This window comes from Methanosarcina spelaei (assembly GCF_002287235.1).
GTDB classification, from domain to species: Archaea; Halobacteriota; Methanosarcinia; order Methanosarcinales; family Methanosarcinaceae; genus Methanosarcina; species Methanosarcina spelaei.
On sequence record NZ_LMVP01000223.1, the window covers coordinates 42858 to 66683 of the forward strand.

At 39.9% G+C, this 23826-nt stretch carries 20 protein-coding genes, 1 tRNA gene and 1 pseudogene; 17 read left to right on the forward strand and 5 right to left on the reverse strand.

The window, feature by feature from the left end; all coding sequences use genetic code 11:
* Window positions 1-71: 71 nt before the first annotated feature.
* From ASJ81_RS11425 to ASJ81_RS11435, 3 genes are all read right to left on the reverse strand, one after another.
* Window positions 72-911, reverse strand: coding sequence for an ATP-binding cassette domain-containing protein (locus ASJ81_RS11425; RefSeq protein WP_095644556.1), 840 nt, complete (start codon window positions 909-911; stop codon window positions 72-74).
* Window positions 887-1711, reverse strand: a complete 825-nt coding sequence (locus tag ASJ81_RS11430; RefSeq protein WP_095644557.1) for an energy-coupling factor transporter ATPase — start codon at window positions 1709-1711, stop codon at window positions 887-889. Before ASJ81_RS11430 ends, ASJ81_RS11425 begins: the two co-directional genes overlap by 25 nt.
* 128 nt (window positions 1712-1839) lie before the next feature.
* Window positions 1840-2403 carry a biotin transporter BioY gene (locus tag ASJ81_RS11435; protein WP_245860084.1) on the reverse strand — a complete coding sequence of 188 codons (564 nt, stop codon included), beginning with the start codon at window positions 2401-2403 and terminating at the stop codon, window positions 1840-1842.
* 428 nt (window positions 2404-2831) lie between these two features.
* Between ASJ81_RS11435 and ASJ81_RS11440 the strand changes: the two genes are divergently transcribed.
* The 16 genes and pseudogenes from ASJ81_RS11440 to ASJ81_RS11520 form a co-directional block, all read left to right on the forward strand.
* Window positions 2832-2906: transfer RNA gene (locus tag ASJ81_RS11440), tRNA-Arg, on the forward strand.
* Window positions 2907-3683: 777 nt separating this feature from the next.
* Entirely contained in the window at window positions 3684-4139 is a 456-nt protein-coding gene (locus tag ASJ81_RS11445) for an N-acetyltransferase (protein WP_245860086.1), read from the forward strand.
* A gap of 225 nt (window positions 4140-4364) precedes the next feature.
* Window positions 4365-5030, forward strand: a complete 666-nt coding sequence (locus ASJ81_RS11450; protein WP_095644559.1) for a metal-dependent transcriptional regulator — start codon at window positions 4365-4367, stop codon at window positions 5028-5030.
* A gap of 45 nt (window positions 5031-5075) precedes the next feature.
* A complete protein-coding gene (gene feoB, locus ASJ81_RS11455; RefSeq protein ID WP_095644560.1) occupies window positions 5076-7055 on the forward strand; it encodes a ferrous iron transport protein B in 1980 nt (659 codons plus the stop codon).
* Window positions 7056-7339: 284 nt separating this feature from the next.
* Window positions 7340-7579 (forward strand): hypothetical protein, encoded by a 240-nt coding sequence (locus ASJ81_RS11460; protein WP_095644561.1) that lies wholly within the window; start codon window positions 7340-7342, stop codon window positions 7577-7579.
* Window positions 7580-8332: 753 nt separating this feature from the next.
* On the forward strand, window positions 8333-9349 hold the full coding sequence (locus ASJ81_RS11465) for a hypothetical protein (protein WP_095644562.1): 1017 nt from the start codon (window positions 8333-8335) through the stop codon (window positions 9347-9349).
* Window positions 9350-9406: 57 nt separating this feature from the next.
* Window positions 9407-12934, forward strand: a complete 3528-nt coding sequence (gene smc / locus ASJ81_RS11470) for a chromosome segregation protein SMC (RefSeq protein WP_095644563.1) — start codon at window positions 9407-9409, stop codon at window positions 12932-12934.
* Window positions 12927-13829 (forward strand): segregation/condensation protein A, encoded by a 903-nt coding sequence (locus tag ASJ81_RS11475; protein ID WP_095644564.1) that lies wholly within the window; start codon window positions 12927-12929, stop codon window positions 13827-13829. The genes smc and ASJ81_RS11475 overlap by 8 nt, the downstream gene beginning before the upstream one ends.
* 343 nt (window positions 13830-14172) lie before the next feature.
* On the forward strand, window positions 14173-15288 hold the full coding sequence (gene scpB / locus ASJ81_RS11480; RefSeq protein WP_095644565.1) for an SMC-Scp complex subunit ScpB: 1116 nt from the start codon (window positions 14173-14175) through the stop codon (window positions 15286-15288).
* Window positions 15289-15481: 193 nt separating this feature from the next.
* On the forward strand, window positions 15482-16033 hold the full coding sequence (locus ASJ81_RS11485) for a TATA-box-binding protein (protein ID WP_048109315.1): 552 nt from the start codon (window positions 15482-15484) through the stop codon (window positions 16031-16033).
* Between the two features lie 151 nt (window positions 16034-16184).
* A complete protein-coding gene (gene aglJ, locus ASJ81_RS11490) occupies window positions 16185-17105 on the forward strand; it encodes an S-layer glycoprotein N-glycosyltransferase AglJ (protein ID WP_095644574.1) in 921 nt (306 codons plus the stop codon).
* A 455-nt stretch (window positions 17106-17560) separates the two neighbouring features.
* Window positions 17561-17854 carry a hypothetical protein gene (locus tag ASJ81_RS11495; protein ID WP_095644566.1) on the forward strand — a complete coding sequence of 98 codons (294 nt, stop codon included), beginning with the start codon at window positions 17561-17563 and terminating at the stop codon, window positions 17852-17854.
* Between the two features lie 13 nt (window positions 17855-17867).
* Window positions 17868-18677 (forward strand): hypothetical protein, encoded by an 810-nt coding sequence (locus ASJ81_RS11500; RefSeq protein WP_245860088.1) that lies wholly within the window; start codon window positions 17868-17870, stop codon window positions 18675-18677.
* A gap of 646 nt (window positions 18678-19323) precedes the next feature.
* The gene (gene thiC, locus ASJ81_RS11505; RefSeq protein WP_095644567.1) at window positions 19324-20610 is read left to right on the forward strand and encodes a phosphomethylpyrimidine synthase ThiC; all 1287 of its coding nucleotides are present in this window, start codon (window positions 19324-19326) and stop codon (window positions 20608-20610) included.
* Between the two features lie 313 nt (window positions 20611-20923).
* Window positions 20924-21175 (forward strand): hypothetical protein, encoded by a 252-nt coding sequence (locus ASJ81_RS22800; protein WP_095644568.1) that lies wholly within the window; start codon window positions 20924-20926, stop codon window positions 21173-21175.
* A gap of 352 nt (window positions 21176-21527) precedes the next feature.
* Window positions 21528-21784: pseudogene (locus ASJ81_RS11520) on the forward strand (IS110 family transposase); the annotation flags it as partial.
* Window positions 21785-21818: 34 nt separating this feature from the next.
* Here the strand turns inward: ASJ81_RS11520 and ASJ81_RS11525 are convergent.
* Window positions 21819-22733 (reverse strand): YcdB/YcdC domain-containing protein, encoded by a 915-nt coding sequence (locus ASJ81_RS11525; protein WP_245860091.1) that lies wholly within the window; start codon window positions 22731-22733, stop codon window positions 21819-21821.
* A gap of 13 nt (window positions 22734-22746) precedes the next feature.
* On the reverse strand, window positions 22747-23049 hold the full coding sequence (locus ASJ81_RS11530) for a hypothetical protein (RefSeq protein ID WP_095644570.1): 303 nt from the start codon (window positions 23047-23049) through the stop codon (window positions 22747-22749).
* Window positions 23050-23486: 437 nt separating this feature from the next.
* On the opposite strand from ASJ81_RS11530, the gene ASJ81_RS11535 reads away from it, so the two are divergent.
* Window positions 23487-23826 (forward strand): IS1 family transposase (locus tag ASJ81_RS11535; protein ID WP_141241686.1); only part of this gene is annotated, 340 nt, incomplete at its 3' end.

Consider the following 23826-nt stretch of genomic DNA (forward strand, 5'->3'; position numbering starts at 1 on the left):
TAATTCCCGTTTTAGTTAATTCCCGCTTTAGTTAATTCTCGTTTTAGTTAGTTAACGTTCCAGTTAATTACCTATTTATTCTCATTATTGTCTGTTCCAAGAATCGATTTTAATTTCATAATCTCTTCAAGAGCGTCTTCAACCGTGAAGACTGTAAGGTTTACTGGCAGTCCTCTTACTCCGAGTTCTTTCATCATGGAAGCTATAGGCGGAAGAGGCTCGAACCCTTTTTTGAGGTAGCTTTCCCGGCTTCCCTGAAAAGCTATTCTTCCTTCCCTTAGGAGAACTATTTTTTCCAGCAAGGGGAAGAATCCTTTAAGATTATGGGTTACAGTTATGACTGCGGTACCCTTTTCTTTTATTCTGTTAAGTGTCTTAAGAATGTCATTTTTCCCAATCGGGTCAAGCCCTGTTATGGGTTCATCGAGTACCAGATAGTCTGGCCTGAGGGCAAGAGCACTTGCAAGAGCAACTCTTTGCATTTCTCCTCCACTCAGGCTGAAAGGGTCTCGAGAAAGCTCGGTCTGGTCAAGAGAAACAGCTTCAATTGCCTCATATACCCTTTGCTCGGTTTCTTTTTTTGAGTACCCAAAATTCAGGGGCCCAAAAGCTATTTCCTCATACACAGTCTTACAAAAGAGTTGATCAGCAGCTTGTTGGAAAACCATCCCTATCTTACGTTTTGCTTCTCTTGAAGAAGGATCAAGACCATCCACACGAACGATTCCGGTTTCCGGCTTAAAAATTCCGTTAAAAAGTTTTGTTAGGGTAGATTTCCCTGCGCCTTTTTCCCCCAGTATTCCTACAAACTCTCCTTTTTCTATCCGCAGGTTAATTTCTCTCAAAGCGGAGGTTTCTAGAGGAGTCTTTTTGGAGTAGGAAAAGCTTACGTTTTCAAGAATAATTGGCATATTTCCTCTGCAAAGCTCTGGGGGGAAGCGGTTTTTTCCCAGGGAATTATTACTCCATGTGTTTTAAGGGTCTCTGCTAGCTCTATCAGGGAAGGCAGGTCAAACCCAAGGGTCTTGAGGGAAATATCGGAAAAAATACTTTTCGGCTCGCCTTCAAGCATTACTTTCCCTTTTTCCATGACAATAATTCTGTCTGCGTCATGAAGTTCTTCGAGATTGTGAGTGATATATACAATTGTTTTTCCTTTCCTGTGCAACTTTTTTATGATTTCCATGACAGAAATTCCGGATTCGGGGTCAAGCATGGAAGTTACCTCATCAAAGATAAGACATTCAGGCCTCATTGCAAGAACTCCTGCCAGAGCTGAACACTGTCCCTGTCCTCCACTCAAAGTTTTCGGAGAACGATGCCTGTACTTCTCAAGACCGGTTTCGGCAAGTGCCATATCAACACACTTTCTGATTTCCATGGGGGAAAAGCAAAGATTTTCTGGGCCAAAAGCCAGATCTTCTTCGACTGTCCGGCCTACAAATTGAGTTTCAGGATTCTGGAACACGATACCTACGAACTTTCGGATTTCTGGAAGTTTTGAGGGATCACGGGTGTCCATTCCCCTTATCATTACCCTTCCGGCCTGTGGTTTCAGGAGCCCACTTAGTTGAAGGGCAAGCGTGGATTTCCCACTGCCATTTTTTCCGATTATCCCAATAAATTCCCCTTTTTTTATAACCAGATTTAAGTTCTCAAGTGCAGGGGTACCATCAGGATAACTGTAACTCACTTTTTCAAGCCTGATCATGTTTACTCTGAATTGTAAGTTTCATTTCAAATTTTTTACAAATCTCTTGATAACTTGAGTTTCGTTTTTATTTTTTGCTTATCTAGAAAAAATTAAAAGAAAATAGGTTTAGAGCTTTGAAAGTAGCTTTAGAGCTTGTAGGTTGAAGTAATATATGCGGCAACTCCAGCTTTTATAATTTCTCCAGGCAGAAAAGGAACGACGCCAAGAGCAAGGGCTGCTCCAGGCCCGATTTCAGACACAAACATTAATTGAATAAATCCGCAGGTATAGATAACCAGGACTCCTACACTCATATTAATGACATTAATCAGGAGGCTGGACTTGTCAGCGTTTTCAGCCTTCTCGAAGAGCTTTCCCACAGTATAAGCCGCCAGAATGAAACCAATTATGTACCCGCCTGTTGGCCCAAAAAGTACGCCCATTCCGGAACTACCTCCTGCAAACACAGGAAGTCCTGCAATGCCAAGCAGGGTATATACTATTATGCTCAAGCCTCCCCATTTGCTTTTCAGCATGCTTCCGGCAAGCAGGACAAAGAAAACCTGCAGTGTAACAGGAACTGGAGAGAAAGGTATAGGGATCTGTATGTAAGCTCCTGCTGAGGTCAGAGCTGCAAAAAGAGATGCGAAAACCATCATTCTTAGTTCAGGGGTCCGGTTGGAATAGGGTTCGTTGCTTTTTATATGCACATATTTTCCTCTTATCAGTTTTATTAGGTTTTTCTAATTTTTTTCACATTTTTCAAGCCTGTCAAAGCTTTTTATGCCCCTAAATTGGCAGGCAATATAATCTGGTGCAAAGTAAAGGATATAACAGATAGAAAGACTGGAACCGCAGTAACCTTACTATCCATAATGATAACTTCATAAAGGTTAATTTAAATCCTGGAAAATATATCTCAATTGAAAATCTTGAAAATGTGAAATATTGTTAACCTTTGGGAGATCAAAGGTTAACATTGGATTTAAAACTTTCCTGAAAAATCCTGGTTCTTGTTTCCAGGTTTACATTCAGTTATGAAGCGATAATTTGATATATATCTTATACCGGTATTATGGATCACCTGAAATGTAAATAGTAGATAGTTGCAAGATTGCATTTTGAGGAAGCTTTTCATGGGCGTGTGGCCTAGCCAGGATATGGCGGCAGCCTCCTAAGCTGTAAATCGGGGGTTCAAATCCCTTCGCGCCCGCTAATTTCCTTTAATATGTCTTTTTCGTAACGAGTATTTACTTAGCTGTCTTTTTCGTAACCAGTATTTACTTAGCTGTCTTTTTCGTAACCAGTATTTACTTAACCTGTCCTTTTGTAACTCTATTTGTTAAACTTGTCTTTTTCGTAACCCATATTTACCTGATCTGTTTTTTTGTAATCTTATTCCTACATTCGGCAGCAAGCACATTCTAACACTTAAATATTCTTCATCATTAGTTTTTGTAGTTTTAGTTAAAAATCAGTATCATGAGGACTAAATATCTATTCAGATTTGTCGTTTCTCTCCTTTTGTTACAAATATATATTAATAATGTTATGGTTAACATTTAGTAATTTTTAATTTAAATTTAATTTAAATAGTTCTGAAAAAAACGATATCAATAGAAAAATTGAATGGATTTTTATGTCGACCTGCCGAAAGCAGGTTATTTATTTAACCTGCTTTTTTCGTAATCCTATTTGTTTAACCTACTTTTTTCGTAATCCTATTTGTTTAACCTGTCTTCTTCGGTTTTTTCAAGAAACGAAAGTCTATTTTTGAACTACATAGCTTTCAACTCTAAGGCTTTCTGAATATTCTGCCTGCTTAGAAGAACCGAATTTTTCTGAGTAACTGGGTACTCTTGTAAACAATGGAAAATTTCTTATCCGGAAAGTAAGTATTGCATAGAAGTACACAATAAGGTTTTATTATTATAACCCAGTGGATTCTGTTTTATTAGAAAAGAAAATGCTAACCCAGAGGAAACACGAATTGATCAGAAAAGCCAGAGTAAATGACGTAGTTGTAATGAAACAAATCATCAATACTTATTCGAAGGAAGAGTTGATGCTCGCCCGTTCTCTGAGTGAGATATACGAGAACATCAGGGATTATTACGTCTGTGAGATTGATGGAGAAGTTGTAGGCTGTTGTGCCCTACATGTAGTGTGGGAAGACCTTGCAGAGATACTTGCCCTTGCCGTGAACCCGGTCTGTGCAAGAAAAGGAATAGGTACAAAGCTTGTTTCTGCCTGTCTTGAGGATGCTAAAAACCTTGGTATGAAAGAAGTTTTTGCCCTTACTTACGTACCCGGCTTTTTCGAGACTCTGGACTTTAAGGTTGTAGACAAAAACAGCCTTCCTAGAAAGATCTGGTCCGGCTGCTTGAGATGCCCTAAGTTTCCGGATTGTAATGAAATTGCTGTTATGAAGTCGGTTAATCCCTGAACTGCTTATGAAATCCTTCTCCAGGATCTTTCTTTTCTATTTTTTGAATATAAAACTTGAAACTCGAAACTTGAAATTCGAAATTTGAAATACAGGATTTAAATTTGCAAGATTTAAAATAAATGTAAATAGCCAAAGATCAAAAATTATTTATTCAGGTGGTTACATTTTTAGGCTATCCTAATACCGGATCTTGAATCAGGCATACGCTGGCGGGATGACGTAATGCATATCGATCGATTTGAAGAATATCTTGAAACTATTCTCTATCTCATTAGAAAAAATCAGAGCCCTGCAAAGACAAAACAGATCTCTGAAGAACTCAACGTATCTCCGCCGAGCGTGACGGAAATGATAAAAAAGTTACATTCTTCAGGGCTTGTAGAGTATACACCTTATCAGGGAGTTGAATTGACAAAGAAAGGAACTGATCAGGCTATCAAGATCAAAAGAAAACACCAGGTACTTGAAACCTTCCTGGTTGATGTCCTTGATTTTGATAGGAAGGAAGCCCATAAAGAAGCCTGTGAACTTGAGCATGCAGTCTCGGATGCCGTACTTGAAAAGATATACGAATTTCTGGGATGCCCCGAATATTGCCCTGACGGGAATCCTATCAATATTGATAAAAATAATATAAGGCAAGAGGAAAGTTTTATCCCGCTTGATGAAATGGAAGAAGGTAGTTCAGGCAAAGTTGCCAGAGTGACCCTTCCAAGAGAGACAAAAGAGCGTTTGACTTCCCTTGGTATTCTTACAGGAGAAGATATCGAGATTAGGAGAAAACAGAAACAGGGCTGTATCTCGGTTATAGTGGTAGGATCAGAAATAGCTCTCGGAAGGGACATTGCAAAGAAAATATTCATAGCTCCAAAAAGCAAAAGAGTGTAAAAGTACGAGAAGGCATACAACTGGAACGGAGTAAAATAACTAGAGATGACAGGAATTTCAAGTTCATGCTGCACTTCGGGAAGTGAAAGTAAGAACAAAAGTCCCTATGACCTTACAATAGCTTTCATAGGAAACCCAAGCGTTGGAAAAAGCGTATTCTTCAGTAGATTAACCGGGGTAGGTGTAGAGATCTCGAATTATCCGGGTACGACAGTTGCTCTTAAAAGGGGAATTGTAAAGGCTCGGGGAAAAACTATTGAAATCATTGACCTGCCAGGCATTTATTCTCTTGGGGTCACAAATGAAGATGAGAAAGTAACTAAGAAATTTCTGATTGAGGACCGGCCGGATGTTATAATCAATGTCGTTGACGCAAGCAGGCTTGAAAGGAATCTGTACCTGACTCTACAGCTTCTGGAACTCGATATTCCGATGGTTGTTGCGTTAAACCAGGTAGATCTGGCTGCAGACCTCGGAATTCTCGTTGATAAGGACGGACTCTCAGAACTTCTTGGCCTGCCTGTAGTGCCAACAGTTGCGACCTGGGGAATAGGGCTCGATGAGGTAATGCTTGTAGCCCTTGACGAACAGAATAAAAATCAGGAACACCATCAGGTAAGATATAGCCAGTGGATCCGGCAGGCTCTTTCTAGCCTTGACTATGCTTTTCCCAACATACCTCCAATCGTAAAAATGGCAGCTCTACTAAATGATGCTGAGTTTGTAGAACTCTGCTGTATGCCGCCTGAGGCTAATGCCTTGCTCTCTTCTGCCAGACGGTTAAGACAGAACCTGGAGATCGAACAGGGAATTTCAGTACCTGATACTGTTGCAAGAGATCTCTATGGAGAAACAGGATATATTGTGGACAGCGTGGTTTCAAGGTTTGAACCTAAAAAAAATATAAGAGAAAGAATAGATGCCATCCTTACTTCCCCGAATTTCGGAATTGCAGTGCTCATATCTGCTCTGCTCTTTACTTTCCTTCTTGTTTTCCGGGTAGGAGGCTTCCTTGAGACCTGGATTGTGAATGAAATCTTTGAGCCTCATGTGATCCTTCCTGCCGAAGCCGCAACTTCGGGCATGTCGCCTATCATGAAAAATCTGATTATATATTCTCTTCGGGGAGTAGAGGCCGGTTTTGCAATTGCCATTCCATACATCGCAGTTTTTTACGCCATTCTTTCCGTATTTGAGGATTCGGGTTATCTTACAAGGGCGGCTTTTCTGCTCGATAATCTTACGCATAAGCTTGGTCTTCACGGAAGAGCCGTGATTCCGCTGGTTCTTGGCTTTGGTTGCAATGTTCCTGCAATTATGGCAGTGCATTCCCTTGGCACGCAGAGGGAAAGGAGGATAGCTTCTCTTCTTATATCTTTAATTCCCTGCTCTGCACGGACCGTCATTATCCTGGGACTTGTTGGAACTTTCGTAGGTTTCTGGCCTGCAGTTTCAATCTATCTTATGGAGATTTTCATTATTGCTGGCATGGGTTTGATTCTGGGAAAGAGCCTGCCAGGACAGAGGAGTGGCTTCATCATGGAAATGACTCCTCTTAGAAAACCGGAACTGAAATCTACCCTCAAAAAGACTTGGATGAAAAGTAGAGAATTTTTGTATATTGCTTTCCCGCTTCTACTCGTTGGAAGCGCTTTTTTGGGAATTGCCGATGCTCTTGGCCTTCTTTCCATCTTCCAGGACTTTGTAGAGCCTATATCCGTGGGAATGCTGGGCCTTCCGGCATTTGCGGCAACTGCCCTGGTTTTTGGGATACTTAGAAAGGAAATGGCTCTTCAGATTCTTGCAGTACTTGCAGGTACAGCCAATTTTGCAGCTGTAATGACACCTGTCCAGATGTACCAGTTTGCTGTAATTACGACCATTTATGTGCCATGTGTGGCAACGATTGCAGTACTGAAGCACGAACTTGGAATAAAGGATACGGCTTTGATAGTTATTTTCACTATACTACTGGCTATTGGAATGGGCATCCTGATCCGGATTTTTGGGCCTATTTTTCTGTGATTTCTTCATTCCGGTTTCTGTTTTGTTCTTTATTCCGGTTTCTGTTTTGTTCTTTATTCCGGTTTCTGTTATTATACTATGTTGCAGGTCTTCTTACCCAGACTTACCTCATAAGTAACTATCTTTCTCTACTTATTTATCTAAGTGTATGTGATTAATCTAGCAAAAGGAAAATTTTGCTATATCTGGCGCAACATTTATATATTAATAAATGTGTTTCTTCTTTTCAAAAAATTCTGTTTTTATCGCAAACTATTAATATTTGATACATAGTGTTATTCCCGATGACCCGAATTACCACTCACTTACACAAAAACGTGTTGAGTGTTATTATGGATATAATCGAAATGGACAATTTCCGCGAGCCTGGACTTGATGAGGTTCAATTTTTCCTTGAAAGCACCGGAACTCACGGTTCCGTTGTTAATGAAGATGCTGCGGAAATGGACTGTACCTCTTCCAAAATTCAATCGAGGGAGAATGTACTGGTCGATTTTAATAGTTCCTTTTCGTCCATTAACTAACACTTCCCTTAAGGATATTTCTCCCTTCTTGAAATCCAACTCTTTAACTCTTTTATTTTAAGTTAAACTTGGGTTTCATTTACTTATTTTACAGTTTATGAACCTTTTTTCTCTGGATTTCTCTGTAAATATATCGGGATTTGAATATTACTCTCACTCGATTTGTTCAGGCATGCAGGAACTGCACAAGTATATCTATTTATTACTTATCATGCATATATCGAAAAATATTTATATAAATTTTCGATCAAGTTATTCCTCTTTTGCTTCTTAATTTTCTTTTGCTTCCTAATTTTCTTTTGTTTCCTCAATCCTCTTTTGTTTTTAATTTTCTTTTGTTCCCTAACCCTCTTTTATTCCCTAACCCTCTTTTGCTTCCTAATTTTCTTTTGTTCCCTAACCCTCTTTTATCCCTTGATCCCTTTTAGTCCTCTTCTATTGTTTCCTTGAAAAATCAGTTCCCGCTTCAGGAAACTTTTTATCACAGTTTTTGGTATCTCCAGCACGATTTACGGAATATTTCGGCAAAAATTAAATAAAAAGATTTTTGTTCCTCTTTGTAAGAGTTAGAAAAGGCAGGAAAAACTATCGATTACCATATATATTTAAAGTAAGATTACATGTACTTTGTATATATTATTTAAATTCCTATGATCTAATCAATTTAATTATTATTGTGCTGACTGCTTTATCACCAGAAAATTCCAGGCAGTCAGAAAATCGGAACCCGAATTTATCATAAGAGGTACTTTTATGAGAACTGGACAGAGGGATGTGCACAATACACCGCTTAAAAGGCGATTATCGGTAACCTATGAGGAGCTTGAGACTCTCAAGAAATCGATTAAGGTTTCGGTTCTCAATGAACTGCGGGCCGAAATGGAAAATGTTTCCGATCAAGACTCCATCAAAGATCTTGTCCTTTCCGAAATCAGAACAGAGCTTATGGGAATTCCTAACCCTGCCTTACTCAAGGCTTCAATCCTGAACGAATTAAGAACAGAATTGAAAGCATCAGGAGAAAATGACTCGGGAGCAGCTGACAGGAAACTTAGGGAACTTGGAAGCATTCAGGATGGGCTTGTCCGCGAATTGCTTGACCAGAAAACGATAATAAAAAAACTGGAAACACAGATAGGGGATCTTGCTAAACAACTGGATAACGCAAAAAAAATTGCTCCGGTTGCTCCACCTTCTGTGGTCCCGTCTTCTCCTTCTACTGTTCCATCTTCCATTACTCTGCCTCTTCCTGAAGACCCTCTTGACCTTCCGCCCCTTTCCAGAAAAGCCAAACCGAGACCTGAGCTTAAAAAAGAAAGACCGGCATATAGACTGGGACAATTTAAGGAAGCTCCTGCCTCCCTGCCAGGTATAGGCGCAAAAGTTCAGCTAAAACTCAGAGAAATTGAGCCGGCAGATCTAGACAGAGATGAAGCCGAAACTAAGTGTGAATATATTATTGCAGAAAGTGGTGATAAAAGAGGGCTTAGAGGCATTATTAGACAGGGACACTCAGTTAGAGAACCTGCCAGGCAACAACAGCCGATCAAAACACAGTTCAGGCAGCCATCCCCGGTACCGTCGTTACATGAAAGACAGCCTTCTACTGATAATACCGGCTCTATGAATCAACCCGCAGATGATTATAAATGTGAGTATATAATTGCTGAGAGGCCTTCGAAAAAGCATTTCATAGAAGAGTCAGTGGACGTGCGGGAAAAAGAAGATGCCGAAGTTATCACATGTAGCCGGAAAAAAAATTCTCGGTGAAATAAAGCTTAAAAAGACAGAAACATTCTCAAAAACGTAAGATTACAGAGGCATTCTGTGTATATAAAAGAGATTGAATTTGTTAACTTTAAGTCTTTCGGAAAAAAAGTAAAGATTCCCTTTTATAATGACTTTACTACAATTTCGGGTCCGAACGGGAGTGGGAAGTCTAATATAATAGACGGGATTCTTTTTGCACTCGGGCTCACAAGTTCAAGGACTCTTCGTGCTGAAAAACTTACCGATTTGATTTATAATGGCGACGCGTCAAAAAAGCCTGATTTTGCTCAGGTTACGATCCGTTTTGATAACTCTGACCATAAGTTACCTTTAGAGCTTGATGAAGTTGAGGTCTCAAGAAAGATCCGGCGGACAAAAAGCGGATACTACAGCTATTTTTATTTCAATGGAAAAGCCGTAAGTCTTGGAGAAATCCATTCCCAGCTTGAAAAAGCCGGAATAACGCCTGAAGGCTACAATGTGGTTATGCAGGGAGATGTAACGCAAATTATCTCCATGACTTCCGTAGAAAGAAGAAAGATTATAGACGAAATCGCAGGAGTTGCGGAGTTTGACGAACGAAAGCAAAAGGCACTTGATGAACTGGAAATCGTAAGACAGCAAATCGAGCGAGTGGATATAATCCTTGAAGAGGTACGCACTCAGTTAGGAAAACTTGCAGGGGAACGAGACCAGGCATTAAAATACCAGGCGCTCAAGGCTGAAAAAGTAAAATTTGAAGGATATCTCCTGCTTTCCAAACTCAAGGACGCTAGAGCTGAACTGCAAAATGTTGATAAGGAACTCACAGGCAAGGAAGAACACCTTGAAAAAGTCCAGCTACTCCTGAACGAAAGAATGAAGGAACTTCAGGCTCTTGAAGAAACCCTAGAAGAGCTTTCAGTCGAAATCCGAAAGAAAGGAGAGGATGAACAGCTTCAGGTTAAGAGGGAGATCGAAGAAATAAAGGGAGAAATTTCTCGCTGCGTAGATAGTATAGAGCTTTCGGAATCCGAACTTGAGGAAGCTGACTCACGACGCAGGAAAGCCTTTGTAGAAATCGATTCCACCAAGGGTAAGGTCAGAGAACTCGAAGAAAAGATTGAAGCCGAAAACCTGAGAAAAGAAAGCATTTCTTCAGAGCTTTCCGAGCGTAAAACAGAACGCATGCTGCTCCAGAGCAAGATTGCTGATGTAGATGCAAAATTTACTGCTACACGGGATGAGCTCATGACTGTCAGGAAGAAGCTGGAAGATGTAAAAAATGAAAAAAACGAACTGATCCGAACAGAGGACCGACTTCTTGACACACTTAGGAGAAAATCTTTGGAACTTCGGGAGATCGAAAACCAGATCAGAGACGCCGAAGCAGCAGTTGCTACCTCTGACAGTGATACGCTTTCTGTCAGGTACGAGCTTGAAAAGCTTTCCGAAAATCTGGAATCTCTTATTCGGGACCGTGATGATATCGAAAGCAGCCATTTCAGGATAAAGGAAGATATAAAGAAACTTGAAAACAAACTCCACAGCCTCCAGCAGGAGTACACAATCACGGAGGCAAGAGTGCGGGCATCTGAACAGGGCGGAGGCTATTCCAGGGCTGTGGAAATGGTAATAGGGGCTGCAAGGCAGGAAGATCTTTTTGGAATTCACGGGACCATTGCCCAGCTTGGAAGAGTGGACAGGCAATACTCAATAGCTCTGGAAGTTGCTGCAGGAAACCGAATGCAGGCAATTGTTGTGGATACTGATGCCGATGCTGCCGAAGCAATCGAATACCTGAAGCGTAGGAAAGGAGGACGAGCTACCTTCCTTCCCCTCAATAAAATGAAAGAGCCCAGACGACTTGGAAACCTGAGCTACGAAGATGGAGTAATAGGGTACGCAATTGACCTTATTCAGTTTGATTCCAGTTTTGAACCTGCTTTCTGGTATGTTTTTCAGGACACTCTTGTTATGGAAAACCTTGCAAGTGCCCGTCGCCTCATGGGAAAGGCGAGAATGGTAACCCTTGAAGGCGAACTTCTGGAAAAAAGCGGAGCAATGGTAGGAGGATCAGTTTCCTCTAAATCAGGAGCTTCTTTTGCGGCTGCAGAAAAAGATAAACTGCTTGAACTTGCAGAGGAGATCAGGTCCCTGGATGCAAGTCGGAATGCAGCCATAAGCAAGCAGGACAGCATTGAAAGCCATCTTTTCGAGCTGAGCAGGAAAATTCGGGACTGTGAAGCTACGATCTCAAGAAAAGAGAACCAGCTTGAGGAAATTGCAGGCAGGGAAGCAAAACTTGCTGAACTTCTTGAATCCAAACAGGCCGACCTTAAATCAATCGAGGAGTCCAGAACCGAACTCGGAACTGAAATGGAAAAGGTATCTGCGGAGAAATCCGACAAGGAAAATACCGTATCCGAGCTTGAGGAGCAGATCTCAGGGCTTGAAACTAAACTTGCTGATTCCCCTCTGCCTGAAATCAACAAAAAAATAGAATTCGTTGACGAAGAACTCCGCAGGCTAGATGGCCGAATCCGAGATATTGAAGCCACATTAAATGCCTTGCAGCTTGAAAAAGAGTATACCGAACAGAAAATTGCTGAAGCAAAGGAAGTTATCAGGGAACTTGATGAGAAGAAAGCTTCAAGAATGGAGAAAGTTAATAATCTGAAGATAAAAATAAAGGAGTTTGAAGAAAAACTTGAAGAAAAGAAAGTCAGGGAGGTTGAACTCTCAGACGAACTGCTAGGTCTTCAGCAAGAGCGGGAAAAAGTTCAGGTTGAACACAATGCGGTCAAACGCAGGGTAAGTATTGCCTCAACCACACTTGAAAAAGCGAAGCAGCAGGTGCTTACGCTCACGGCTACTAAAAACGCGCTTTTAGACCAAGAAAAGCAGTTTGCTGAAGAAATCCTGAAAAGAGGCATAGAGGAGACTGATGAGGTTCCGAATTACGAAACCGTTTACATGCGGATTCAGGCAATCGATGAAGCCCTCAGGCGGCTTGAGCCCGTCAACATGCGAGCAATTGACGAGTACAATGAGGTAGAACTCAGGCTTTCGGATTTGCAGGGAAAACGTGACACTCTCTTTACCGAGAGAGAGCAGCTCCTTGAGCGCATTAACCAGTATGAGCAATTAAAGCGAGATGCCTTTATGGAAGCCTATACAGGTATTAATGCCAATTTCAGGGAGATTTTTCATGAGCTTTCCGATGGCATGGGTGAACTTTTGCTTGATGATCCCGATGACCCCTTTGCAGGAGGGATGACTATTCAGGCGCAGCCCAAGGAAAAAACTCTCCAGCGGATCGAGGCGATGTCCGGAGGGGAAAAGAGTCTTACTGCACTTGCTTTCATTTTCGCGATCCAACAATACCGTCCTGCTCCTTTCTATGCTTTTGATGAAATTGATATGTTTCTGGATGGCTGGAACGTAGAGAGGGTTTCAAGGCGCGTTAAAACCTCAGGATCAAAAGTCCAGTTTATTGTTGTTTCCTTAAGAAAACCTATGATCCAGGCCGCGTCCAGGACAATAGGGGTTACAATGCAGGAAAATAATCTCACAAGCATTACCGGAGTGAGACTTAATGGCTGAACTTATGGATAACGAGGGGGCAGCGCTTGAAGTACCGCTTCTTCAAACTAATAAGGTTTCCGAATCCGGAGAAAATGACTCTCTTTTTGTGAAATCCGAGATTTATGAACTGTCAGGTACTGTTTCAAGCCTTGGAATCGATTGGAACCTGCTTGATATTTCGGAGTTTGAGACCTCAGAACCTCTGGGCATACTGGTTGAACTTGCCCGAGCAGGAAAAATCGATCCCTGGGACATAGACATAGTACAGCTTACTGACAGTTTTCTGGGAAGGGTGGAAGAGCTAAAGCAGATGGACCTTAGAATTTCCTCAAGGACGCTTCTTTATTCTGCTATTCTCCTGCGCATGAAGTCCTCGGGAATCCTTGAGGTAGAGGAGGAAGAGGTTGATACATTTGATTCGGATTTCCCTGAAGATCCTGATTTCCCTGAGCCTGCAGAGTTTCCTATCCCGAAACTTCCAGTTCGTCGTGTTTCCACAAGGCCGGTAACACTCAATGAACTGATTCTGGAACTCAAGAAAGCAGAAAAACACCTCTCAAGAAAAAATGAAAAAAAAACCAGCCAAAGTTCAGAAGAATCAAGTCCTCGTCCAAAGCTTACTACGGGAGATATCCTGGGCATTGCACACGATGAAGCCATAAGCTCTCGGTTATCCCTTATGTGGCAAAGGCTTGCCGAACTATTTGCGAAGCAGTCTGTAGTGGTTTTTTCCAGTTTACAGGAAAGAAGTGAAGACAAAATTATGGATTATCTTTCTCTTCTTTTTCTTGCCTCAAGCAGGAAGATATGGCTTTTCCAGAATGGACTTTTTGAAGAATTATACATTTATCCGGGAGAAGAATCCGGTTTTTCCACCGAGGCTAATCCATCCATTTTCCGCGAAATATTGTAAAATCAAAAACTAAACCTTCAAAACCTGAAATTAAAGACTCTTCGGAACCAAATTTGACAGAGGAGATTCCTTCACATGAAAACCAGGAGGAAGAGCCGAAGTTAATTGTGAATTGATATTTACCCTTATACTTTGACATTATACTCGTAATTTGACATACTTTGTATCTTGAATATTATCTTGAATATTATCTTGAATATTATCTTGAATATTATCTTGAATATTATCTCGTGTTCTAAGGTTTTAATCTTAGTAAAAGCCTGCAAAAACGATTAATTAACCCCGTCTTATTACCAATTAACCTGATTAAAGAATATTTGTTCTTTTTCTGGAAGTGAAAATTATGAGTGAGCTTGAGATTATAGAAGCCGCGCTTTTTGCTGCTGGCAGGGCTGTAAGCCTCGAAAAGCTTACAAAAATTACAGGAAAACCAAAAAAAGCAGTTCTTTCGGCAGTACAGAAATTGACAGAGGCTTATTCTTCCCGAGGATCCGGGATTGAGATTCTTGACCTTGGAGAGAGATATGTTATGCAGGTCAAACCCGAATACTCCGAGCTTATGCGGGAAGTAGCCCCAAAAGAGCTTTCAGCCCCAAAACTTCGTACCCTTTCCATGATTGCCTATCATCAGCCCCTGCTCCAGTCAGACCTCATTGATATGAGAGGAAGCGGAGCCTATGACCATATAAAGGACCTTATAGAGCGAGGTTTTGTAGACTCTGTGCCTTGCGGGAGAAGCAGGCAGCTTTCCACAACTCCTCTTTTTGCAGACTATTTCGGGCTTAAAAGAAATGATCCTAAAGCAATAAAAGACAAAATCCTTGAACTTTTGAGATCACAGGCCGGGCAAAGTGATATCAACCTCTGGATAGGAAGGAAGACTATTGCCGTGACACCCATGTACGAATCTTTTATGAACATGTGCGGAATTAAGGAATATTTCATAGCAAATGCTTACTCGCCTTCAAAGGAGGAAATTTCCCGGCTACTTGAGGCCGACGTAGTCATTATCTCGGCAGGTTATTCCGATACTGTACGGCAGTACTGCGACGGAGAAATCCTTGAGGTGCATTCAACAACTTTTGAAGACCTTATAGAAGCTCTTTCCCTACTTGTCGAAGAACTTCCCGATGAGGTAGACTCAAAAATGGTGGAAAAAAGCATTGAGAAAATTAGAGAAACCAGGGAAAGATATGTTTCTTCGGCTGTCCTTATCGAGAAGAAGGTTAAGCCGGCAACTGAAATGGTTTCAAGAATCGTAAACGATCTTTCTCTTGGAATTTCCGCAGACGGAGTTCTTATCGCACCTGACTATGGAGTTTCGAAAAGTGGGGTTAAGATCGAAAAGGGTGCTCAGATCCTTATACCCACACATCGTAGTGTTGAGGGCGATCTTCTTCAGAGAGTCTGTGCAAAGTATGATTCTATTCTCGAAGGTCTTAAGAAGTTTAAAGACTAATTACCTGATAAAATATACAAACTCCCTCGTCTCCACTCATTTTTTTTAAATGACGGGCGTCCTTAATTTAAGCTTTTCTATGGCCTTTATATTCCATATATAAACCATTTATATAGTAACCTGGGTATTTAACTATAGCTTTATATACTGGTTAGAGGATATTACCTTTGCTTTATATACTGAGGGTTGACTAATGAGCGAATCTAGCATCAAGATCGAAAATGTGGTTGCATCCACTAAACTCGCTGAAGAATTCGATTTAACTGTTATCGAGTCCCAGTTCGAAGGAGCCGAGTACAACAAACAGAAGTTTCCCGGACTTGTTTACAGGGTTTCAGATCCTAAAGCTGCATTCCTGGTCTTTACTTCCGGTAAGGTTGTCTGTACAGGGGCAAAAAATGTTGCCGATGTACATACAGTTATAGGCAATATGGCGAGAAAGCTGAACAGTATAGGGATCAAGACCATAGAGAATCCCCAGATTACTGTCCAGAATATTGTTGCTTCAGCAGACCTGCATACTATTTTGAACCTGAACGCAATTGCAATAGGGCTTGGACTTGAAAACATTGAATATGAGCCCGAGCAGTTCCCTGGTCTTGTATACAGAATTGATGAGCCCAAAGTAGTTGTGCTTATATTCAGCTCCGGAAAACTGGTAGTTACAGGTGGAAAATCTCCTGAAGACTGCGAGAGGGGAGTTGAAGTCGTCCGCCAGCAGCTCGACAATATGGGGCTTTTATAAGAACCTTCAATATATTACATACAACCTTTACTGGAAGTAAAGTAACCGATATAACTTATACAATAAAATGGATTTATACAATAAGATTAACTTATACAATAAAACGGATTCTGCGATGCGCGTAGAGGTTCCGGCAAAGGATATGTGTGACGTGAACAGCGTAGATGTTTGCATTCTGATTCCCACCCTGAACGAAGCTGCAACAATAGGGCAGCTTATTAAAGACTTCAAGCAGGAAGGCTTTTCCAACATTCTGGTAATTGACGGAAACAGCAAGGACGGCACGGGGCAAATTGCAGAAGCTGAAGGCGCAAAAGTTGTCATGCAGACCGGAAAAGGTAAAGGGCAGGCAATGATTCAGGCTTTCGAGCTTATAGAGAGTCCTTACATAATAATGGTTGACGGTGACGGAACATACCTTACCCGAGAAGCTCGCTCCCTTCTAAGGCCTTTACTGGAAGATAGTGCCGACCATGTAATAGGCAACCGGCTGGAGAATTATTCCAAGGGAGCTTTTACGAGGTTCAATCTTGTGGGCAACCATCTTATAAACATATTTTTTGACGTTGCATATGGCGTAAAATTAAAAGATATCCTCTCAGGTTACCGTGCGTTTACGCTTGAAAGTGTGAGAGAACTTGAACTTAATAAGACCGGTTTCGAGATAGAAACCGAAATTTCTGTAGAATGTATTCTTAAAAAACAGAGGGTTGAAGAAGTTCCTATCACTTATTTGCCGAGAAGTAAAAAAGGCGCAACCAAGTTAAATCCGGTAAAAGACGGATTCAGGATTGGATCTACAATCTATAGGCTTGCAAAAATGCACAATCCTATGTTCTACTTTGGGATAATAGGTTCTATCTTTATCCTGACAGGGCTGTTCACAGGAATCTTTGTTGTAATTGAGTGGTGGTCCCGTGATATTACTCATGAACAGCTTTCCGTTTTAACAACCCTGCTAATTGTGTTCGGCCTTCAGATGTATATATTCGGACTCTTGAGTGATTTCATATTAACTCTCCATAGGCAAACTGTCCGTTTAATCATGGAGCAGAATAAACAGAAGAAATAAAGAATTTCTATTTTTTCAGTCTATGTTTTTTTAATTTTAGTTAATGACTTTTTGAAGCTAAGAGATCATTAAAACTTTTTAGTATCAATTGTCTTAATGATTTTTTCTTCTTTTAGAATGCGTACAGCTTATGTTTCCAAAAGGTAACTTGGGATATAAAGCCTGGTAAAAAAATAACTGGTTGTGATTACCCTATAGATAATTTCTGCCTAAAAAATCTTAACTAATTTTTTATCTGCCCGTTTCCAATATATAAATATTCTTTTACCTAAAATTGATAAAGTATTAGCCTGAAAACTTATAAAGAATTAATTTAAAGTAAGGAATATAGAGTTCAAACAAAAAATTTAAAAGTTAACTTGAATTTCATACGTCCAGAGGCAAGAGAATCATAGACATTACAGTATCTGCTTGCAAATGTCGAAACTGTACCTTAATTCTTAGAGGTAAATAAAATGTTATTAGTTACACAATTTGATATTGATGCGGATATTATAGATGTTCCGCAAACAATAGTAGAAGACGCTGAATATTATCAAGATCAATTTCTCAAATGGCTTTACAACAAGTCTGTCAACCATTCATACTGGTCTTATAAAGACAGCAAGAAGCATGGTTTGATTTATCGTTCCGATGCATTTGTAGAATGGTTGAATAAGTATCCACTAAAAGAAAATAGTCAAAAGGCAAAGATTGTATCACAACATTTAAGTGAGTATGAAAAAATCTTGCCGATTTTGTTCTTTTGAGAGAGCAATAAACATGACGAAAAAAGATCGCTATTTTGTTGCTATATTTTTAATTCTTTTTACAGGGGGCATTGTCGTGAGCATTTTTCTCCACTCAGGTTATATGGATTCAATAGATTGGAGGGATAGAGGTCAACGGTATAATTGTATATATGACATCAATGTAGAGGGCCTTTCCGGAAGAGATGTATTGGGGCCTACCGTAATAATGGTTCCGATTCCTGCAACTAAAGAAGGCAAATTTTTTACTCCCCCTGCTCAGAAAGACCCTTGTTTTACCCAGAAGCTGATGCACGAGATCGATAACTGGCCTGAACAATACCGCAAAGGTCCCTATTTTGAAAATGCAACTGAAATCTTTGACAACAAAACAACACCAGGAGGTTGGACAACCTTTATTGCAGAAACCGAAAAAGGATATATGCTTGGATTCAGGACAAATGAATCCAGGCTTCAGGATATTTCTTTTAGTGCAAATTTTGTTGCAGACTATTTTGATATTTTTGATCCTATAAGTAACGGAAGTCCAATATTATTCCCGGTTGAAAATATTTCGAATATTTCTGTAATCCCTTATGGAGAATACACCAGGTATGACTCAAATCCGACTTATGACAGTTATGTCTACGTAAGTGAATGTAGACAAGGAGCACCGATATATTTCCACATCCGTTTGGAAGCAAATAATGACCCAGGGGAGTGGCCTAAAGAGTACAGGGGCCAGTACCTGAACGAAATAAAAGAAACTACTAGTGGCACAGGCTTTTTAAAAGCCAAAGTTACTCTGGGACAGGAATTTTATTTCATGGCAATACCTAAATAAGTCCAGAATATTAGCTATAAAATTCCTAATTATGTTAATGAAACTTTTTAACAGTAACAAAACTGGGTGTTCCTTCTATTCCATTAGTAAAATTTATAATATTGACTTAAATGTCTCTGTGGAGTTCAAGCAAACTTTCCAGGCCATTTGAACTCCACAACTAGGAGTAAATAAATGATTTTTTGGAGTGACGCAAGTATCAAATATGCATAGAAACTATGTAAATTTAGTTATGACAATTTTTGCCAATGAATTTACCAAGTAGGCAATAGTTAAAAAGAGTAAACTAATTTTTGAATATAGAAAATTGAGGTCTTGTGTTTCCCCCGTTAGACTATCTATATTATACCTGATTTTACTATGAACCTTGCTTTCTTCAATTTTCAATTTAAAACAATTTTACTTGTCTTTTACTCAAATAATGTTTAATATATATTTATAAAACATTTATTTTAATCACATGTCTTATATTTTCCGCTAACTGTAGACGTTGAAGTAAAGTAAACTTGAGTAAGGTTAAAGTTAGTTTTTTAAAAAGTGTTATATATAATTACGCGCCTTTTATGATTTAACTCACTCTTACCTTAATTACAGCTTAATCTTACAGATACATTTTACAGATAATAGAAAGCTTGAGGTTAATAATATGACAATCGTGGAAGATGCACAAAAAGGGATTATTACTGAAGAAATGAAGATCGTTGCAAAGGATGAAGGACTTGACCCTGAATTCATCCGGCGTGGTGTAGCAGCCGGAAGAATTGTTATTCCAACTTCTCCATACAGGCAGGTAAAGATATGCGGGATAGGAGAAGGACTCAGGACCAAAGTCAATGCATCTATCGGTGTATCTTCAGACATTGTTGATGTAGATATGGAAATTAAAAAAGCTCAGGCTGCCGAAGCTGCAGGTGCAGACACTCTTATGGAGCTCGGAACTGGTGGAGACTTCCTTGCAATCAGGAAAAAGGTTATTGACAGTATTTCCCTTTCAGTGGGTTCAGTGCCTCTTTACCAGGCTTTCATTGAAGCTGCAAGAAAGTATGGCTCAATCGTGCATATGACCGAAGACGAACTCTTCAAGGCAACCGAAGACCAGGCAAAGCTCGGAACCAACTTCATGGCAATCCACACAGGAATCAACAATATTACCATGGATCGGCTTAAAGCCCACGGCAGGTACGGTGGCCTCTGCTCCCGTGGTGGCGCCTTTATGACTTCCTGGATGCTCCACAACGAAAAGGAAAATCCTCTTTATGCAAATTTTGATTACCTTATTGAAATCCTCAAGGAGCACGAAGTAGTCCTTTCTACCGGAAATGGAATGCGTGCAGGTGCAGTCCACGACGCAACCGACCGCGCCCAGATCCAGGAACTCATCATCAATGCCGAACTGGCCGATAAAGCCCATAAACAGGGCCTGCAGGTTATTGTTGAAGGTCCGGGTCATGTCCCTCTTGACCAGATCGGAACCAACGTAAAACTCATGAAGGAAATGAGCGGCCACAAGCCCTTCTACATGCTTGGCCCGCTTGTAACTGACATCGCACCCGGTTATGACCACATTGTAACTGCAATCGGAGCATCTATATCTGCATCATACGGATGTGATTTCCTCTGCTATGTTACTCCTGCAGAACACCTAGCCCTTCCAAACCTCGAAGATGTCATCACAGGAGTCAAAACCTCCAGGATTGCAGCTCACGTAGGCGATATGGTAAAATATCCAGACAGGGCAAGAGAACAGGACCTTGCGATGGGCAGGGCCAGAAGAGAACTCGATTGGCAAAAGATGTACTCTCTTGCAATCGACCCAGAACACGCAAAAGAAGTTAGGAGCAGCAGGGCTCCCGAAGATTCTGACGCCTGCACAATGTGCGGTAACTTCTGTGCCCTGAAGATTGTCAACCAGAACTACAACCTCGCAAAATAAGCAGGTACTGGTAACGCAGAGTAAGGCCTTCGGGCTTTACTAATCTCATCTTTTAAAATGCCTTCATGTTTTTGTTCTCATTGAATTCTTTTTCTTGCTCTTTTTTTCAGTAAGTTATAACACTCCGCCTAATTCATACATTTTTATATTTTGAAGCCCGCTTTTTTGCCGTTCTGTCAGTTCAAAATCGACAACTTTTTACATTATTATCTTAAAAATATCAATAGTTATTCTTATTATTTTATTGAGATACTGGAAAAGTTTCTTATAAATCTAAGTTGAAATTTTTTAATTTATTAAGGGTGGCGCTTTTATGAGATATAAATCGGTTAAAGAGCTTGTTGCTCTCGGAATAGTTAAAGGGCTCATCACTCTGGGATTATTACTCTTTTTTTCAACGTTTTCAGAATGCGGTGCTTCTGCAGAGGTTACGAATTTTTCTGAAACACTAAACCAGGAACAACCATTTCAAAAGCTTAATCCCGATGAGGTTACGACTGAATGGAATGATACATATCTTTTCAGCAGCCGAGAAGATCTTTTAAATAGAAAGCTTGATGTTTAAAAAAGAAGCCAGGAGAAATAAACGCAACTTTCCGTCCAGAATTTGAGAATTTATCGGAACCTATTGCTAAATGAACTGAAAAAACGCACATGATATTCTTCGAGTAACATGCCCAGATAAATGGAAGTCCTTTTAACTTAACTTTTTTGTTTATGTGTTCCATCATTACCACAATAAATGGTGACGGCACCAGCAATCCAAAATCCTTTTTTGTTTATATGCTCCATCATTACCTTAGGACAGGAATATTGTCTGTTCTTTGGTTCTTCGAAGCCGTGAAAAACTAACCATTGAATTACCATCGAAGACCCAAATGTGACTTGATCACGGATGCAAAATTGCCTTTGAGGCAATTCCACTGTCTAATATGATTCAGCCATCAAGAGTTTTCCCAAAGAGGCACAGAGAATTCAGGCCATATGTTCGGCTCAGGTTAACTCTTGTTAGGAAAAAAACAGATATAAAAAATGAAGCTCATGAAATTTTATATTTTTAAAAATATTAAATCTGAAGAATGTGCTGACAGACATTTTGGGAAAAAACGGTAGAGAAATTCTGTCAGGAATAGCTTCAGATAAGAATGTTGATCAGATTATAGAAAGCCTTTCTCAAAGAGGAATGGAAAGTTAGAGCTCTTTTGAACTTAGTCTCTGTAATAATCAAACAGCAACATTTCTCCTGAATGTGCGTCAATCCATACTGAAGCAGGATAGGTAGCGTCCTTTGCAAAACTTGAATCCATGAACCGGATCCACCATGCCAGATGAATTTTATCTTCATCGTCCTCTTTCCAGACAAGGTTCGACGAAATAACTTTTACGGTATTTGCTTTTTCTTCTCCTATAGAAGGTTCGTTACTCATGTATTCTTTGAGAATCTCAACTGCTTTTTCATCCGTAACGCCTGGTTCCGTATCAATGAGTGCTATCTCTTCTTCAGACATAGACCAGCTTTTGTCATAGCTCGAAACTTCGCCTGTTTCTGCATTAACATCAAGCAGTATTCCATCGGAAAGAGAAGGTATTCCCCTGATAATTCTTGCGTAACTTACATGATAATTTCCTGGCAGATCATCAGCAGGAGGTTCTATGTAGTTTACATATTCAAGCTCAATATCATTAATTTTATCCGCTGAAACCCTGGATTTGATATATTCTTCTGCTATTTTCAGAGCATCATCTTTACTTACACTGTCTTTGCCCTTTACATTCTTTGATCCATCGTACACAAAAAGTTGCTCTCCATTAGAGGCATCTATTCCTGCAAAGATGCTTTTTCCATTAGTTGTTTTTGAGCTTACTCGCCAGATTATCCCGAAATTTTCGTCATCAATCAGTTCTCCATGGACAGATTCATTGATTACTTCCGGATTTTCTGATATTAGCTTGTTTTTTGCATCCTCAAAACTAATATTTACGTCTGCAGTTGACGGATCAAGGTATTTTGTTTGCTTTGCATCTTCTTTCGTAAATATCATTCCTCCCTCTTCAGAAGCAAAAGCCACAAATATTGCACTTGCCAGTACCAAACTCAATATACAAATTTGACTAAGTTTCATGATCTTTTCTCCCTTACGGTCTTAAACACAAGTTTGAATTTCCTATAAATCTGTTATTGGCAACATCTGTTGCATCTCCAAACTCTTTTTCGACTTGGTTTCTTGCATAGTTGGCTGCTTCAGAAACAGTGACATCGGTGAAAGTAGCCGCATCAAAGAATGCAGAATAGAAGCGGGCATTACGTAAGGTGTTGACATCGTCTTTATACCCAAAGTAGGTATCAAAACCGTTGTTAATAAACACGTTTCCTAGATCTGTGTATTTTGCAGATTTACATGCACCTGCAAAAATGAATCCTCCGTCTCGTTCGTCCATCCAACTGTTCACGTCTAAACTATATAGACAGCTTTCATCTTTGAATATTAAATAAGATAAAAGAAGAGCTCCACCATGAGTATGGATTAAAACAACATTCTCATCAGTTGCATCATCAAGTGAATTGATACCGTTTATAAAACCTTGATCACTCGCAGCTCCGTAGGTATAATCTGCAATTATAGTTATATCAGGAATTAAAATAAGATCGTTTCTGACTTCATTACATCTTGCATTGATGTAATTAATTGAAGACGTTTCAATATCTCCAAATTGGGTTCAGCTTCTATCTAACATAGCATCAGGATTCGCAGAAGCTGGCACAGCAAACAAAAGTAGCAATACGCAAATTATATATAATTTTAAATTCGTTCTTTTTCTGATGGTCAATTTGTATCTAATTGATATTATATATTTGAAAATCGTATATTTATACTATGGGAGAACGAGGTCCAAAACCACGGTTCATTGACGTTTTCTGTCCGAACAAAGAATGCAAACTCTATGGTCTTACTAACCAAGGCAATGTTGTTGGAAATGGAACTTACATAAGTCGTGGAGAAAAAACAAGAAGATATCTTTGCCGCCATTGCGGTAAAGTCTTCAACGACCACACAGACACTTTTTATCATAATCTTCGGAAAGCTGAGAAAACTATTGATTTAGCTTTAAAAATGTCTATGAAAGGTATGAGCATTGAAGCCATTGCCGATGTTTTAGAGGTAGAATCTGCCAGTGTAAAACGATGGTTAGCTCGTGCAGCTAACCAATGCGATA

Bases quoted from the DNA above. Each gene is read 5' to 3' on its own strand.
- ASJ81_RS11430 (WP_095644557.1), bottom strand. From the start codon at position 1,711: ATGATCAGGCTTGAAAAAGTGAGTTACAGTTATCCTGATGGTACCCCT.
- ASJ81_RS11525 (WP_245860091.1), bottom strand. From the start codon at position 22,733: ATGAAACTTAGTCAAATTTGTATATTGAGTTTGGTACTGGCAAGTGCA.
- feoB (WP_095644560.1), top strand. From the start codon at position 5,076: ATGACAGGAATTTCAAGTTCATGCTGCACTTCGGGAAGTGAAAGTAAG.
- ASJ81_RS11475 (WP_095644564.1), top strand. From the start codon at position 12,927: ATGGCTGAACTTATGGATAACGAGGGGGCAGCGCTTGAAGTACCGCTT.
- ASJ81_RS11450 (WP_095644559.1), top strand. From the start codon at position 4,365: ATGCATATCGATCGATTTGAAGAATATCTTGAAACTATTCTCTATCTC.
- ASJ81_RS11500 (WP_245860088.1), top strand. From the start codon at position 17,868: ATGACGAAAAAAGATCGCTATTTTGTTGCTATATTTTTAATTCTTTTT.
- ASJ81_RS11465 (WP_095644562.1), top strand. From the start codon at position 8,333: ATGAGAACTGGACAGAGGGATGTGCACAATACACCGCTTAAAAGGCGA.
- ASJ81_RS22800 (WP_095644568.1), top strand. From the start codon at position 20,924: ATGAGATATAAATCGGTTAAAGAGCTTGTTGCTCTCGGAATAGTTAAA.
- ASJ81_RS11485 (WP_048109315.1), top strand. From the start codon at position 15,482: ATGAGCGAATCTAGCATCAAGATCGAAAATGTGGTTGCATCCACTAAA.
- ASJ81_RS11495 (WP_095644566.1), top strand. From the start codon at position 17,561: ATGTTATTAGTTACACAATTTGATATTGATGCGGATATTATAGATGTT.
- ASJ81_RS11530 (WP_095644570.1), bottom strand. From the start codon at position 23,049: ATGGACGAACGAGACGGAGGATTCATTTTTGCAGGTGCATGTAAATCT.
- thiC (WP_095644567.1), top strand. From the start codon at position 19,324: ATGACAATCGTGGAAGATGCACAAAAAGGGATTATTACTGAAGAAATG.
- scpB (WP_095644565.1), top strand. From the start codon at position 14,173: ATGAGTGAGCTTGAGATTATAGAAGCCGCGCTTTTTGCTGCTGGCAGG.
- ASJ81_RS11460 (WP_095644561.1), top strand. From the start codon at position 7,340: ATGACCCGAATTACCACTCACTTACACAAAAACGTGTTGAGTGTTATT.
- ASJ81_RS11425 (WP_095644556.1), bottom strand. From the start codon at position 911: ATGCCAATTATTCTTGAAAACGTAAGCTTTTCCTACTCCAAAAAGACT.